The organism is Holdemania filiformis DSM 12042, assembly GCF_000157995.1.
In the GTDB taxonomy this organism is placed as follows: domain Bacteria; phylum Bacillota_I; class Bacilli_A; order Erysipelotrichales; family Erysipelotrichaceae; genus Holdemania; species Holdemania filiformis.
The window spans coordinates 14,919-29,522 of the sequence record NZ_GG657551.1; the positions used below are offsets into that span (position 1 = coordinate 14,919).

The following is a 14,604-nucleotide window of genomic DNA, read 5'->3' on the forward strand; positions in this document are numbered from 1 at the left end:
GATTCATAAGTCCCTGTCCAGCCGCTTCGTTCAGGCTATTCGCCCAAAGCTTCCAGAATGGATTCCTTGATAAACGAATAGCGGCGCACATAGTCGTTGCGGATCGTGATCAGCCGGAGTTGATGCGCCTCACAGATCTGACGCTTTTTCTGATCCCGGCTGCGGACCTTGGCATCGTTGAAATGCTCCGTGCCGCCGACCTCCACCGCCAACAACGGCCGGTGACTTAAATCATAGATCACAAAATCAAAGTGAGCCTGGTTCCCGTACATAAACAGCTTGCGATCTCCGTCATCCAATTCCAGGACGTCGGTGATCTTGACCTTCTGTTCAACTAAAATCTGACCGAATACCGATTTGATATGCAGAAGCGTTTTCAAAAACTCATCTTCCGCAGCCGTGTTGAAATATTTGAAATTCTTGACCTTGGACTGGAACAGCTGGCTTTCCCGCGCACTGATCCGGGTTTGGCCCTGCTTTCCAACATACTGCATCAGTTCCAGCAGATCGTTGGTTTTCCCCTGGGAGAGCCGGGCGATCTGGGCCCGGTCGGCGATCATGATAAAATGCTGCTGAGCGCGGGTAACGCCGACATTGATCAGCTCCTGATTGTTTTTCACCCAATCGAACGTACCCTGAGTCGTCGATTCTGTCATCGCACAGCTGAGAATCACCGTGTCCTTCTCATCGCCCTGGAAGGTGTGGATTGTTCCAACCTTGACGAAGTCAAGGTCCTGTTCAGACAGAACCCGCCGGATCATCTGGGCCTGACGGCGAAACGGCGTGATCACTGCAACCTTCTTCTGGGGATGATCGCGGATTTGCCTAACAATCTCCGCGACTTCTTCCATCGCCACGTTTTTCTGCTTCTGCGCTGAGGAATGCACGTCGATCAGCGTCAGCGCATCCGGTGAGGACGGCGGACCGCACATCACCAGCTCCCCGCCGTAATATTTCTGATTCGAGAAAGCGATGATCGGATCCGCGCAGCGGTAGTGATGTTTTAACAGGATAAATTTTGAGATCGTATCGATTTTCAGCATCGTGCTGAGGATCGAATTCATCTTATAATCGTAGGCCTGGGGAATATCGTAATCCCACACCAGGCGGGTGTTGCGGGAAGCGGGCAGCGTGATGACCGGCTGCAGCTGGCTTGGATCGCCGACAAACAGCGCCCGGCGGCACCGGGCCATCGGCAATAAAGAAAGCGGATTGCTGCACTGTCCGGCTTCATCCATAATCATTAAATCAAAAATAGGTTCCGCGGTGGCCAGCTTGCTGCAGGACACATTGGTGGAAATCAGAAATGGAAAACAGTCCAACACTTGATCCAACCCTTCACGTTTCTGAATCAGCGCCCGGAATTCAAGAAACCGGTCTTCCGGATTGGGAATCCGGACGATGGACCGCAACGATTCATTGCGTTTGTTCAACAGGCGCTGCAGCACAGCCCGGGATTTCAGATCGAGAAACCGCAGAACCTCGCGGGGATCCTGCACTGCCTGAATTTCATCTTCGCTCACGCCTTCCAGTGTCTGGCGCTGACGGCGCAGTCCAGCGAGCTGGCTTTCGATCGCCATCGCGGTCATCTGCGCGCTCGGCTCCTGCCGGCTGCTGAACCGCAGCTGGCTTAATACCCCTTCCAGCGATTCGATCTGTTCATCCAGCTCCAGACGGGTTTCGATCTGATCCAGCAGCTGATTCATCTGCTTGCGGCTGCCGGCCAGTTTCTTCGTCAGCGTTTTCAGTTCTTCCCGTTCTTCCCGCGTCGGCGGACAGGCCTGAGCCTGATCTAAAAGCAGCTTGATCTGCACCAGCGCTTCCTCGATCCGCTGATTGGAGCCTAAGCGCAGGATTGGAAAGGGTATCCGCCGGTCACCGCTTTGCAGGGAGTTCAGCTTGCGGTCCAGATTGTCGATCGCTTCGTTATTGTTGGAAACAACCAGGGCGGTCTGATTATTGAGGAAGCAGGAAAGCAGCACGTTGACGATCGTAGCGCTTTTTCCAGTGCCCGGCGGCCCCTGGACGTACACAACATTTTGGTTCATGGCATTGTAAATCGCCCGGAACTGATTGATGTTGACCTGCGATCCCAGCGTCAGAACCGGCGTCTTCCGCCGGCGGCTGACTTTTTCCGGCATCCCGAAGAAGGCTTTCAGCGGGGCACAGAGCGTCTGATTCTGCATCTGGTTCTGAATTTCATTGTATTCTGTTTCAATATTGATGTTCATCCGGCGCTTGAGCTCAAACAAATACGGCCGTTCATCCACGGTTTCGCCCCGGCTGCAGTTCACCGCAATCTGTTCGCTCATCATCGCGGCCTGAGTCGGATAGCGGTCGATGAATTCCCCAGCCGAGCAGTCGAGATAGCGCTGCAGTAAAAAGCGCGGCTGATCCTCGTCGTCGCTGACTTTGATGTTGAAGCCGAGATCCGGCGAAACGATCAGCCGGCGGTGAATCAGATCGAGCAAAAGATCGCGGTAAACGATCGGAATCATTCCGTCCCGCCGCTGTAAAGCCAGTACATTGATCGCCAGCTTCAGCCAGGCCGGAGCTTGTTTTCGCCGCTGCAGGCGCAGCTCATTCTGCAGCCGCCGCACCATCTGATCAAATTGTTCCAGCCCCAGCGGCATCGCGTTCTTCTTTAGAATATCGGGATCCAGACCGTCGACCAGCGTATAGCTGTGAACGGAGGTGTCCTGATCCAACAGGTAGCATTGCCGGTAATAGCCGAGCACCCGCTCGTTGATGCCGGTATATTCCAGAAAATCAAAGTCGTTGTAATGCGCGCGGATTTTATCGATCAAGGCTTCCTGGAGCGGAAAGATTGTGCTTTCGATGACCCGTGCCGACAGGATTTTATCAAAATAAACCGTCCCGTCCAAAACATCCCTCGACTTTTCCGGATTGAACATTTTCACTTTCATTCTTCGGCTCGGGATTTCGATATCTTCGATCGCAATCCAAAAAAATGTCCGCTTCTGATCGGTCGTGTTGTCATACTCGATCTGCAGCCATTTCCCGCTCTGTATCGATTTTGAACACTCCAGGGCCTTGGAATTCATAGATTGACTTGCTCCTTAAGTTGATTATACCACAGCCGTTTTCAAATAGAAAAGCAGACCGCGCAAAGGGTAGGCAACCTTAGGGCAGTCTGCTTACACAACCAGGATTGAAAGAGAATTATCAATAACGCTGGACAAGCCTGCACTTGATCCGTCGCAGTTAACGAAAAGAACCGCAGAGTTTTGCTTTTCGTTCAGTGCTTATTCCCGCAGGCTTGGACGAAAGCCGCTTGTCCGTTCATCAGGAACGTTATGATTTCAGGAGTGTTTACGGGAATCGGGATGGATTCCATGATCTTCCGCAAAGCGGATTCCGTAAATTGCGGCGGGTTGTACTCAATCTGATTTTGAATAAGAAATTCCCGGAAGGCGTCGATCAGCCGATCCTGCGATCGATCTAAATTTCTGGGGTATCCCATCGCGATCAAAGAAAGATGATTATCAAAGTTCGGCGCCATTCCCAGAACCTCACCGGTCTTCCGGGATCGTAAAATGCCATAATTCATCCCATGGCGATGGGGATTTCTAACCATAGCGTCCAGATACAAAAGATCTAAATATTGCCTGCCGCAGTCTGGATTCAGATTCTTCAACGTTTGATAATTCAATGTGTAATCATCCGTTTGATCACCGATCAGCGCGGCCGCCGGTTCAAAATTCATTTCCTGTTTCGTAAAATCCTCGGACATGATATAGTCTTCATTTAATCGGTAGACCGCCATGTCCATGCCTAAAAAACGTCCGAGCTGAGCACAGAAGAATTCGCTGAAAAGTTGTTCAGGACTGCCTTGCTTGCTTAACCACCAGACTCCATCAACAAGCTTCCAGCCTTTTTCAAAGCTGCCGATATTGGTTAACTCCGGAGTGTGCGAGGATCGCGGATCTAATCTTTGAGAAAACACCTCTAAATCTCCCGCTAAGGCAAGATCGGAATAGGTATCGGTTTTAAAGCGGATATCCTCATACGTCAAGGCATCGGTATCTAATTTGATCCAATAGTTGTCCGTAATACACGCAGCTCTGACTGCCATAGTTGTGGATAACTCATCTTTACGCTGCAGCTGAAGTGCTTTTTTGAGCAGACGGGAATGCACGCGATCGCCGTCAATCGCGCGGCTTTTGATCCATGTCAGCAGATCGCCATTTCTGCGAAAATAATAAGGAAGGCAGTCGCTGCGAAGTATTTTAAGCTGATTTTCCTTGATGATGGCGACCGGCAGATCTCCGCTCATCAGCAATCCGTTGATTTGATTCATAAACAGCCCTCCTTTTTGTTTATTCTATTTTCAGCGATCCCAAAAAGTTTGGCAATGCCTGCCTGCTTTTCTATCAATTCTGCGATGACTCAGCATTTTCTGAACGTCAAAGCTTTACTTCAAAAAAGAGATCCGTGCCTTATAAATTATTTTTAAGCAGAGAAATCAGCTTATTCCATAGCTTCATATTTTCTAATAACTGCGTCGATTTCATCAAGCGCCGCCTGATGTTTCTCCGGATCTTCGATAAAGCCGAGAAGGATTTCATCGAAGGTCTTATTTTCACTTTTCATTAAGAGTGAGTTGAGTAAATTTTTAGAATATTGACCTTGGGTGATGGAAACCCAATATTTTGTTCCATCAATTTCTGCTTTCCTGATTAGCTCTTTTTCTTCCATTCTCATTAGAAAAACAGCGACTGAACTATCTTTCCAGTGGTTGGGATACGCTTCACGCACCCTTTTATAAATCTCATGACAAGCGATTTGATATTTGTTGTTCCAAAACAATTGAAGAATTAAATTCTCAGAATTAGATGTTTTTTTCATATAGCACTCCTTTCGCTACAATTATATTATATTTTGTAGTTATCAAAAGGATTTTTACTAAAGTAAGCCTATTATTTCTATTCCCAGCCTTCAGCTTGTAGATTCAACCTTTTTGATTATCATAGATTCTACGCCCTGTCATCACTCTTCAATTTTCTTTCACTCAGTTTTAACTGTACTCTATTTACTGAGAGGCCCGGCGGCGTATCCTCGATTTCCTTTCCCGCAGCTGCCGCTGAAGGACAGTGGATGTTTCCAATTCCGGCATGCGCCGATGCAGCAACCGGTGCGCTTTCATCGTGTCCCGGGTTTCAATAAAATAAATTTCTCCGCTCAGGGTTCGAATTCGGATTCCATCCCGGGTATTCCACTCTGCCACCTCGCAGAATGGAATTACTGTCTCCGCCTGCGCTTTTTCCGGAAGCAGGACGATTTCTTCAGCACCGATACGGGCGCAGGTTTCATCCTGAATGCTGAAGACAACGATCAGCACCGCAAGGGCAAAGATCAGGCCGGGAATCATCAGTGCGGCATTTCCGGAAAGGATCATCACGATGGCAAAGAAAGCGCACAGTCCTGTTGAGATTTTTGGCTTCGTTTTGATCCGGATGCCGGCAGCCTCATTCGCCGTTAATTCTTTCATTTTTAATTCTTTCATTTTTACCTCCATTCCCGTGTTCTGCGCGGTCGTCATTATAACCTTCAAGGAAGTTGAAACACTTTACTTTCACGCTTTATTCCTCCACATTTAATATTTTCCGCAGCGTATTCAAATTGGGCTCGCCGATCAGCAGGCTGCATTTATCCGGGTCAATCAGCATCGCCTGCAAACCCATTTCATAGTTCTGCAGGTCCAGATACGCAGCGGCCTGAATAAAGATAATATTCTGCACAAACCGCTGGTTCCAGGAAACCGCATTTTTCAAGATCAGGAAATGAATTTGATTCACTGCCGATGCTTCGATCACGGCGACCAGCGCCACCCGGTAGCCGCATTCACAGGTCAGCCGCTTATCCTGATCCGTCAGGAAACTGACTGGATGCCTGAATTCCGGCATCGGCGCCAAAAACCGTTTGGCGATGTAGCGGAAAACTTCGTGCTTAGATCTCAGATCCAGATTCGGCGTGAAACATTCCGGAGTGAGCTGATGATAAAACCAATAAGCGCCGCAGATCTGGGTAATCCGGTATTCCGTCTGCGGCTTCATCGTATTGACCGTACTGTACGACTGATAGAAAACCAGCTTTTCACTGCGGGCTGCCAGCTTGCGGTCATTGATCAGGATGACGTCAAACTGATCGTAGATTTTTTCAACTTCATATAACTCGCAGGAAGCAATTTGTGCCAGGGAATCCTGATATCGTTTTTGAAGCTGTTCGGCATAACGCCGGGCTTCGCAGAGGCCGTATTTACTCGTGACCAAGACCCGCTGCTTCTTCCTCAGCCGGCCGCGGTCCAGCCCTTCCGCGATGCAGACGGTCAGAAAGACCATCTCCTTATCCGCAATTCTCGTATGAAGCTTATCTTCCAGCAGCCGGGAAAGCTTGCGGCTGTATTCGGCGGCAGTGATCAGCTTGCGCTTTATACGGGTTACGCCCATATACTGCCGGCTGATGTCAAAATGACTGCGGACCTGAAAGCCCCAGAAAAACAACGACAGATTTTCCATCAGGGCATCTGCGTCCTCAAGCCGGCCGCCGTCATAAAAATCTTCTAAAATAACGTTGGCCGCCAGCTTGCAGAGCGCATAGGCTTCATTGTCCATTTCCTGAATCATCAGATTTCTGCGGCTGCCGAAGGAAATTAAAATCATCGCCAGGAAATAGCTGTCATCGCGCAGAAATTCGTAATGATAGCGGCGGTCCAGCAGGGCAACGATCGCCTCCGCCGCGCTGAATTCCACGTCGTAGCTCTCCAGCATCCGCTTTTCTTCCTCGGTAAACGACACACATTTGTTAAACTGATTGCGCCGGTAGGAAATCCAGAGCGATTTTGACATGTATTGAAACAGCAGCGACGGGACGCTCAGGGTTTCGCTCTGTTTGAAAAAGCTTTCCAGCGCTTCATACACGTTTTCCTCAAATTCAGGGTTGGTGATCTGGCGGCGGATGTTGTCCGGGATTCCCTTGTATTCCGGATTGACATAGATTGTTTTTAAGGCTGCGATGCGGATTGCGATCTCATTGCCGTTGACCTTTAATTTCCCGTTGGCGAAGTTCATCGTGTAGTGACTTTTGAGCGAGGTGCCGTTGGATTTTTTGATCAGCGAGCGGATTGTCGATTCGCTGAAATAAAGCATCTGCGACAGCTTATAAAGCGTGACATCCTTCATCAGCATTGCCAGAAGACGGATTTCGCGCTCGCGGAAATGGATAAGCTCCCGCTCCATCGTGTTGACGTCATAATCCAGATCCTTCATAAACTGCCTGAACTGGCAGGCATCCTTGACCCACACCTTGTAGCCCTTCGTATGCGTGCTGACCAGTTCAAAAAAATCATCCAGTTCCTCGGAAAACAGAACCTGATTGATCCGTTTGATATCATCGCGGATCGTCCGCTCGCTCACCCCGGTGACAGCCGCCAGCTGCTTGCCTAAAATATAGGTATCGCTGATGGACAGATAATGCAGGATATTCTTTTCGCGGGAAGTAAAATGATAGACCATGGATTTCCTCCTGTTCTGCAAAGAATCCTCATCAAAGGCAAAATGCTTTCAACGAGGATTCTTTCAATGACTTAATTATTAAATAAATGCTGGATGATCAGGGCGACAAATTCTTCCGCCTTGCCTTTCGGCAGCTGCGTTGAGATTCCGTCATGACCGCCGCCGAATTCGCTGGCTTCGACGACATAGCCGTTCTGGCCGTTCGCATAGCCCCAGACAAAGCACACCTTAGCCTGGGAGCTCTTTTTGATCTGGCGGCCGAAGGCGGATACCAGCTCGCATGGCAGCACGACAATTTCTAAGTCCTGCATCCGCAGAATCGTCGCTTCCAAATCCATTTTAACATGACCCGCTTTGATTTTCCGCTGGAAACCATTGATTTCCGAGATCAGCCACTTCCGCTCATCGTAAGCGACCGCCTGTTCCAGCTTAGCCTGGGAATCGGCCAGACGGGCTTTCAGCACGTCGATGTCCGGGTCGTATTCGATTGGAAAGACAAACGTTTTTGACTGCGGATGGGCAAGGGTCAGGTCCAGCTTTGTATCAAACTGGGAAATCTGCCGGGCGATGCCTGAGCTGACACGCTTCAGTTCATTGAAGTCATTGTTCTGGCGGTACAGCCGGTTGGACATATCGCCGGCATTGCCGTTGCAGACAAGCGGCGTGACGTTCAGATATGGAATCAGCTCGCGCCGGACGGCAGCCAGCAGATCGCCTGAAATCTGGTATTCTTCCGGAGAAAGCACGGTGGAATGACAGGACATGTTCACCAAGGCCGAGATGGTGGCGTCGGACTCATCCTTAAATTCGATCACAACAATCGAGGTATCGCCGTATTTGTCCTTCGCGTTGCGGTTGCCGTAATATCCCTGCGATTCGCCCTTCGTGCACTGCACGCGCGCCGCTTCGTGAAATTCCTTATTCATCGTTTCCTGCGCGCCGTCGATCAGCTTCTTGAGAACCTCCTTGCGCCACCCATCGTCATGCGGCATTTCCGGATTGCGCGTCAGCAGCAGCGGAGCGGAATGACTGTGGTCCGCGCTGAGGATGATGTGATCGTAAGGAATGTGCAAAGTTTCGACGATGTGATACTTGAACAGATGGACAAAATCACAGTCAAAATTAGAAATATCCGCCTCGATCCATAAAAACGGCTTCCCGTCGATCTGCAGTCCCAGCATAATCGCTTCGATTTCATCATGAACGCCCTTGAACTTCTCCGTCCGCATGGCGTGTCCGGCAATGTATGTCGGATGATCGGGCGTGATGTTCACGCTTGTCGTAGTCGTAACTTTTACCATAAAATCCTCCTATTCGTCGCCGTCCTGAAATTCGACGGTCACTTCCCGCATGAATGCGATCGAATCGCGGCAGCTTTTTACTTTTTCGGATATGAGTTCCGGGGTAACCGACTGGGGCTCCATCGTGATCATCTCCAGAAGCAAGGGCAGGTTCAGTCCCGTGACAATATGCACGTTCGTTCGGTTCTGCAGCTTCAGCATGATCTTCTGGTTGACGCTTCCCCATAAAATGTCCGTGAGCATCACGACGACATCTTCCTCGTGAATATCCTCAATCCAGGCGTCCAGCTGCGCTTCCACGTCCGATTCCGGATTTTCCTCATAAAAGGGAAAGATCTGAATGAAGCTGACGTCCTGGGTAAACAGCTTTGCGGTTTCCCGCATGCCCCGGCATAAGCTGCCATGACTGGCCAACGCTATTTTAAACATGACTTTCTCCTTTAATTAACAGTTGTTCCAATACGGCATTGACGTGATCCGCGCAGAAGGCCGCCGCTGAGCGCAGCGGATCGTCATTTCTGCCGATATAATAGCTGTGATCAAACAGCTGCAGCATCTCAATATCATTTTCATCATCCCCGGCGCAGGCAATCTGATCTGCGCTGATGCCAAGACTGTGCGCCAGCCTGAGAATTTCGGAAGCCTTAGAGCGTCCCTGAACCAGAACCTCCGCCTGTTTATCTCCGGTTTTGACCAAACGATAGCCGGGGAAACGGCTTAGAAATTCTGTTCTGATTTGGGGATACAGCTCCCAGCGGTCCAGGTGCAGGCAGATCCGGCTGATCTGCATCGTTGTTACTTTCTGTACGTCACCGATCAGGAAATCGGCAACTCCATTCAAATCACAGATCCGGTCGGTGCGCCGCCACTTTTTCAACAGCGCCTCCCGGCTTTCCGAGCTGCTTCCGCAGGCTATGCCCTGATCCGAATACAGCGTCATTTCCAGACCGGGGTTGTTCTGCGCAAAGGCGTAGACCGCTTGGATCATGTCCAAGCTGAACGACGCGGCTTCTTTCTGGCGGCCGTGGCTGACAACATTGCCGGAATAGCCGATGACCGCGTCGAATTGAAATTTCCGGATTCGTTTTTGAATAAAGGACGGATGCCGCCCGGTCGCGACGATCAGCCGCAGGCCCCGGCAGCGCAGCTGTTCCAGCAAAGCTGCAGTCCGGTCGTTTAAATCTGCATTCGGCACATCCTTGGGAACCAGCGTGCCGTCAAAATCCAGTGCTGCCAGACGAATCCCGGACAGACCGCCAGTTTCGCCGATCCGCCGGGTAGCTGGCTTAGGCAATGACGCCAAAGTAGGAAAGCAGAATCGTCACGACGATCAGAATCCAGACCATCTTAACCGTATTCATGCCCTTGATTTTAGTTAAGCCGAAATAGGTAATCGCGGTGACCAAACATGGCAGCAGCGCCGGCAGAATGCCGTCCAGAATCGACTGAATCGTCTGCGTCGCATCGCCGACAGTGATCGCCAGCGGCGTCGTGACCTTGACCAGCGAAGGAATCAGAGCGCCGATGACGATGACGCCGAGCACAGAAACCGCGTCGCGGATGTTGTTGAGCTGATCCTTGCGCGAGGTAATCAATTCCGCGCCGCCGTAATAGCCGACTTCGATCATCTTCTGACGAACCCAGGTAATCAGCGGGGTAAAGATCGCGATCATGATGATGCTGGTAATCCAGTTGCCCTCAATCGCTGCATAAGCGGTCATCGCACCCATGACGACCTTCGGTATCGTGTTGAACAGCGCATCGCCGATGCCGGAGAACGGACCCATCAGCGACGTCTTTAACGAAGCCGCCAGCTGCAGGGACGAGGGATCGCGGTCCTGCTCGATTGCCAGCGCCGCTGCGGTGATCGCGGCACCGAAGTAGGTTTGGCAGTTGAAGAATTTCAAATTGTTCTGGAATTTTTTCTGCATCAGCTCCGGATCATCAGCGAACCATTTTTCAAAGAATGGCCCCATCGAATAGACGCAGGCAATTCCCTGCATCGCTTCGTAGCTCTGACTGGCCTGGGCAGTAATGGCATAGCGCAGCGAGAATTTCCGCAGTTCTTTTTTAGTCAGCTTTTCATTCTTTTCACTCATCTCCGATACCTCCTGCATCCACGTTCAGATAAGCGTTGGCTGCCGCTTTGGACTCTTTTTCCATGCGTTTAAACAGGACGATTGCAATAACTGCGCCGACCAGAGTAATCGCCAGGATCGACTGGCCGAAAAAGACATACAGCACAAAGCCGAGAAGCAGATAATGGAAATTTTCCTTCACCGGCATGTACAGCATCAGTAAAGCCATGCCCAGCGCCGGAAGCACGCCGGAAACCGTGCCCAGCGCACTGGTCAGCCAGACCGGCATATAATTGATAATCAGCTGAACAATCGGCTCGCCGAACAGTAAGAAGATGATGACCGGCAGCGTCTGGCCTAAAGCGGCGCGGCCGAAGCCGTATTCGCCGATGAGAATATCGCGGTATAATTTCTTGTATTCGCGTTTCTCGACATGTTTTTCAGCACGGTGATACCAATAGGAATTGACCGTCTTGGCAATGACGTCCAGCTGAATGCCCAGCGTGGCGACCGGAACGCCGACCGCCATCGCCAGCTCCAGCGGAGCGTCGGTGCCGGAAGCGATCGCAAACGGAACGGAGATCCACAGGGCCGTGTTGAAATTAGGAATTGACGCGCCGCCATAGGCCGCCAAGCCCATGGACATCAGCTGGAAGGTACCGCCGATCAGCAGCCCGGTTTTGACATCCCCCATAATGAAGCCGGCGATCAGGCCGCGGAATACCTGCTGGCCGCCGAATTTCGCGACTAACTGGACATTCTGCCCCAGCGTTCCGATGACATGGCAGGCAAGAATCAGCAGTATGATCTGTATCGGATTAAACATTCGTTCTCTCTCCTCTCCTCATGATTTACGTTTGTCTTTCATCACCTGATAGAAATCAGCAATCGCGTCGTCCGCCGGCTGCAGCTTGGCTTCCAGCCTGACCCCTTTTTCATGCAGCTGTTCCAGGGCGGCGGCTTCCTCATCATTCACGGTGATGTAGCGGCTGATCACGACCGAATCTGCGGTCTTGTCGATGTTGCCGAGATTCCCCAGTGTCAGCGATGGAACGGGTATCCCGTTATCCACCAGGGTTAAGAAGGTTTTGGGACTTTTGGCGACGATCATGACGGCTTGATTTTGATAGCGGTCAGCTTTGAGATTTTCAACGGCTTTTTCGTGAGTCAATACGGACAGGAATACGCCGTTGGGTGTGGCCATGCGCAGTGCATTTTTCAGCATCGGATTGTTTGCGCTTTCGTCGTCGATGCACAGGACACGCTCCACATGGAGCTTCGGAACCCACATCGTTGCGACGCAGCCATGCACTAAGCGGTCGTCAACACGGCAGTTTAGAATATTCATTGAAATTCTCCTTTCTGCGCCTATTCTAGCATCCAGGCTGTCAAAGAAATCATTCCCAGATTCCGCTTAAAGCGGAAATGCTTTACATCCTTTTTGTCGAAAACAAGAAGAACACATGGCTTATCTAAATTGAACGTCAAATGAATTCGAGTGTTTTTATCCTGTCTTAAACGAAATCGCGAACCTAATGAATATAAAACATCTGCTTTCTTATGTCAGTTAATGGCTCAATCAGAAAGTGATCCAATCATTGAAAGGAAAAAAGCAGACATCCGGGTTTGTTAACCTGAACATCTGCTTTCATTTTATGAGTGATTCAATGCTGAACCGATTTCCTTCATTCTTCGCTGGTATGCTTTCCGCCTTTTTTGATCAGCCAGAACGCAGCTCCGCCAACCAAGACCAACACGACTCCGCCAATCATCATCCACGGTGCTGCAGAAGATTTTTCTTCTCTTCTATAATCCGGAGTTAACTCCGAATTCTGCGTCGGTGTCGGTGTTTCAGTTTTTGGCTCATCCTGAGCTTCAGAATTCGGTTCTTCCACTGGTGTTGTTTCTTCTTCGGTTTCTTTATTACTATGTTTGCCAAATAGAGAATTCCAGAAGTTTCCCGTTGATTTTTGTGTTTCCTGAGGTGCCGGAACCGCAGGATTGGCAGAGTTCACTTCATCAGAAGGCTCTGACGGCGTATCCGGTTTCGGATCGGCAATTCTGCGGGTAATCGCATAAACACCTTCGGCAACAGAAGTCTTGAAGACCAGTTCATCGCCTTCAATCTTGAAGTCGGAAATCGCCTGATAGGAAACGTTATAGCGATATAAACCGATCTCTTCTTTCTTGCCTGTGAACGGAATTCGGATTTCATAGTCAGGCAAGCCTCGCATCCGCGAGCTGACCACTTTCAACTGCCAGACTTGAACGATTTCCTGTTGATCGAAATTCGAATGATTCGCAGTGACATCGCTGACAGTCAGGGATTCTCCGCTGGTAAACAAGCCTGTGATCTTAATGCCCTGATCACTGGTTAACGTTGTTTCCGTTGGTGTTTCCACCACCGTAACCTGAATCGTTTTTTCCGCGATGTTGCCTGCGGAATCTGCGACACGATAGGTCACATGATAAACTCCAGCTATGGATGGATCGACGTCGTTGGCAACAATATGTTCCTCAGTCAGGATGAGATCCTGATCTTCAACGTCGCTGACCGTTGCGTAATCGAGCGGATTGAAACGGCTTCCCTGTTCAATCGTCACATCGCTGGCCGTAATGACCGGCGGATTATCGGTTAACGCAGTTACTGTAACGTTGACCGTCGCGGAATGTCCGCCATCGCGGGAAGTTACAGTAACGACTGCCGTTCCTTTCCGCAATGCGGTAAGCAAGCCATTCTGATCAACCTGAACGACCGAATCGTTGCTTGTGGTGTAAATCAGCTGTTTATCAATCGCATTTTCCGGAGTTACCGTCGCCTGAATTTCTGCCGTCGTCTTGATTTCAAGCGTGATTTCGTGCTGTGCGACCTGGACGCTTTCGACCGCAATGATCTCCGCTTGATAAGCTTCGATTCCCGCAGACAGTGCGCTGACCGCCTGCTGGATTTCAGCGCTGGTAAATTCGCCCTGAATTAAAGCTTCTGCCTGACTGATTGCAACTTTCAGCTGCTGATAGCCTGCATAGCTTCCGACTAATTCTTCGTCATAACGGCTTGCCAGTAATTTTGCTTCAGTGAGCGTATCCACAATCCGCGGATTGTAGTAGGCTTCAAATTCAACGATACCATAACCGCCGTTAGTCGCTGTTCGTTTGATTCCCTGGAATTTAACGTATTTTACTGTCATTTCGCTGCAGTTAATAATATATTGTTTATTCTGTCCGTCGGTGACGTTAGCCATCACTTCAAAGTTTTCGCCATCGTTGGATCCTAAAATCTGATATTCTTTGCCATACACCGTTTCTGAGAACCAGGTAATCCGGACTTCATTGATTGTCCGGGCTTCCGGCAATTCCATCAATAACCATTGATCCTCAGCTTCCGCTTCAGAGATATCTTTATAATTGGATGCCCAGCGAGTCGTATAGTCCTGATCGACTGCTCCCTGTGGTGTTACTCCGTTAGCTGAAACGGTGGACGAGGCGGTTGCAACAGCGCCGATCATCAAGTTCTCCGTCCCCTTGATATCCGCGTCGACCTTGATGGTACAATCAGCCTGATAACCACCTTCTTCTGTCGTCGCAGTTATCGTCGCAATCCCGATACCATGCGTGGTCACAACGCCGGTTTGATCGACGGTGGCTACGCTCTCATCGGAAGAAGACCAGAGAACATTTTTATTGTTGGCA

12 protein-coding genes are annotated in these 14,604 nt (G+C 50.1%); all 12 read right to left on the reverse strand.

Annotated features, from left to right (window positions below):
• Positions 1 to 35: 35 nt before the first annotated feature.
• Complete coding sequence (locus tag HOLDEFILI_RS00080; protein WP_006057235.1) at positions 36 to 3,065, reverse strand: AAA domain-containing protein; 3,030 nt, start codon at positions 3,063 to 3,065, stop codon at positions 36 to 38.
• Between the two features lie 194 nt (positions 3,066 to 3,259).
• On the reverse strand, positions 3,260 to 4,321 hold the full coding sequence (locus tag HOLDEFILI_RS00085; protein ID WP_039863522.1) for a HipA domain-containing protein: 1,062 nt from the start codon (positions 4,319 to 4,321) through the stop codon (positions 3,260 to 3,262).
• 170 nt (positions 4,322 to 4,491) lie between these two features.
• Positions 4,492 to 4,869: a BlaI/MecI/CopY family transcriptional regulator gene (locus HOLDEFILI_RS00090; protein ID WP_006057238.1), complete on the reverse strand. Its 378-nt coding sequence runs from the start codon at positions 4,867 to 4,869 to the stop codon at positions 4,492 to 4,494.
• A 184-nt stretch (positions 4,870 to 5,053) separates the two neighbouring features.
• Positions 5,054 to 5,527: a hypothetical protein gene (locus HOLDEFILI_RS00095; protein WP_156788803.1), complete on the reverse strand. Its 474-nt coding sequence runs from the start codon at positions 5,525 to 5,527 to the stop codon at positions 5,054 to 5,056.
• Between the two features lie 76 nt (positions 5,528 to 5,603).
• Positions 5,604 to 7,535 carry a BglG family transcription antiterminator gene (locus HOLDEFILI_RS00100; protein WP_006057240.1) on the reverse strand — a complete coding sequence of 644 codons (1,932 nt, stop codon included), beginning with the start codon at positions 7,533 to 7,535 and terminating at the stop codon, positions 5,604 to 5,606.
• Positions 7,536 to 7,606: 71 nt separating this feature from the next.
• The gene (locus tag HOLDEFILI_RS00105) at positions 7,607 to 8,836 is read right to left on the reverse strand and encodes a hypothetical protein (RefSeq protein WP_006057241.1); all 1,230 of its coding nucleotides are present in this window, start codon (positions 8,834 to 8,836) and stop codon (positions 7,607 to 7,609) included.
• A gap of 9 nt (positions 8,837 to 8,845) precedes the next feature.
• A complete protein-coding gene (locus HOLDEFILI_RS00110; RefSeq protein ID WP_006057242.1) occupies positions 8,846 to 9,265 on the reverse strand; it encodes a PTS sugar transporter subunit IIA in 420 nt (139 codons plus the stop codon).
• On the reverse strand, positions 9,258 to 10,130 hold the full coding sequence (locus HOLDEFILI_RS00115; protein ID WP_006057243.1) for an HAD-IIB family hydrolase: 873 nt from the start codon (positions 10,128 to 10,130) through the stop codon (positions 9,258 to 9,260). Before HOLDEFILI_RS00115 ends, HOLDEFILI_RS00110 begins: the two co-directional genes overlap by 8 nt.
• Positions 10,123 to 10,935 (reverse strand): PTS system mannose/fructose/sorbose family transporter subunit IID, encoded by an 813-nt coding sequence (locus tag HOLDEFILI_RS00120; RefSeq protein WP_039863524.1) that lies wholly within the window; start codon positions 10,933 to 10,935, stop codon positions 10,123 to 10,125. Before HOLDEFILI_RS00120 ends, HOLDEFILI_RS00115 begins: the two co-directional genes overlap by 8 nt.
• Positions 10,928 to 11,740, reverse strand: coding sequence for a PTS mannose/fructose/sorbose/N-acetylgalactosamine transporter subunit IIC (locus tag HOLDEFILI_RS00125; RefSeq protein ID WP_006057245.1), 813 nt, complete (start codon positions 11,738 to 11,740; stop codon positions 10,928 to 10,930). Before HOLDEFILI_RS00125 ends, HOLDEFILI_RS00120 begins: the two co-directional genes overlap by 8 nt.
• Before the next feature lie 18 nt (positions 11,741 to 11,758).
• Positions 11,759 to 12,262, reverse strand: coding sequence for a PTS sugar transporter subunit IIB (locus tag HOLDEFILI_RS00130; protein WP_006057246.1), 504 nt, complete (start codon positions 12,260 to 12,262; stop codon positions 11,759 to 11,761).
• A 337-nt stretch (positions 12,263 to 12,599) separates the two neighbouring features.
• A partial coding sequence (locus tag HOLDEFILI_RS19455; RefSeq protein WP_006057249.1) for an Ig-like domain-containing protein occupies positions 12,600 to 14,604 on the reverse strand: 2,005 nt, incomplete at its 5' end.

Bases quoted from the DNA above. Each gene is read 5' to 3' on its own strand.
- HOLDEFILI_RS00080 (WP_006057235.1), bottom strand. From the start codon at position 3,065: ATGAATTCCAAGGCCCTGGAGTGTTCAAAATCGATACAGAGCGGGAAA.
- HOLDEFILI_RS00085 (WP_039863522.1), bottom strand. From the start codon at position 4,321: ATGAATCAAATCAACGGATTGCTGATGAGCGGAGATCTGCCGGTCGCC.
- HOLDEFILI_RS00090 (WP_006057238.1), bottom strand. From the start codon at position 4,869: ATGAAAAAAACATCTAATTCTGAGAATTTAATTCTTCAATTGTTTTGG.
- HOLDEFILI_RS00095 (WP_156788803.1), bottom strand. From the start codon at position 5,527: ATGAAAGAATTAAAAATGAAAGAATTAACGGCGAATGAGGCTGCCGGC.
- HOLDEFILI_RS00100 (WP_006057240.1), bottom strand. From the start codon at position 7,535: ATGGTCTATCATTTTACTTCCCGCGAAAAGAATATCCTGCATTATCTG.
- HOLDEFILI_RS00105 (WP_006057241.1), bottom strand. From the start codon at position 8,836: ATGGTAAAAGTTACGACTACGACAAGCGTGAACATCACGCCCGATCAT.
- HOLDEFILI_RS00110 (WP_006057242.1), bottom strand. From the start codon at position 9,265: ATGTTTAAAATAGCGTTGGCCAGTCATGGCAGCTTATGCCGGGGCATG.
- HOLDEFILI_RS00120 (WP_039863524.1), bottom strand. From the start codon at position 10,935: ATGAGTGAAAAGAATGAAAAGCTGACTAAAAAAGAACTGCGGAAATTC.
- HOLDEFILI_RS00125 (WP_006057245.1), bottom strand. From the start codon at position 11,740: ATGTTTAATCCGATACAGATCATACTGCTGATTCTTGCCTGCCATGTC.
- HOLDEFILI_RS00130 (WP_006057246.1), bottom strand. From the start codon at position 12,262: ATGAATATTCTAAACTGCCGTGTTGACGACCGCTTAGTGCATGGCTGC.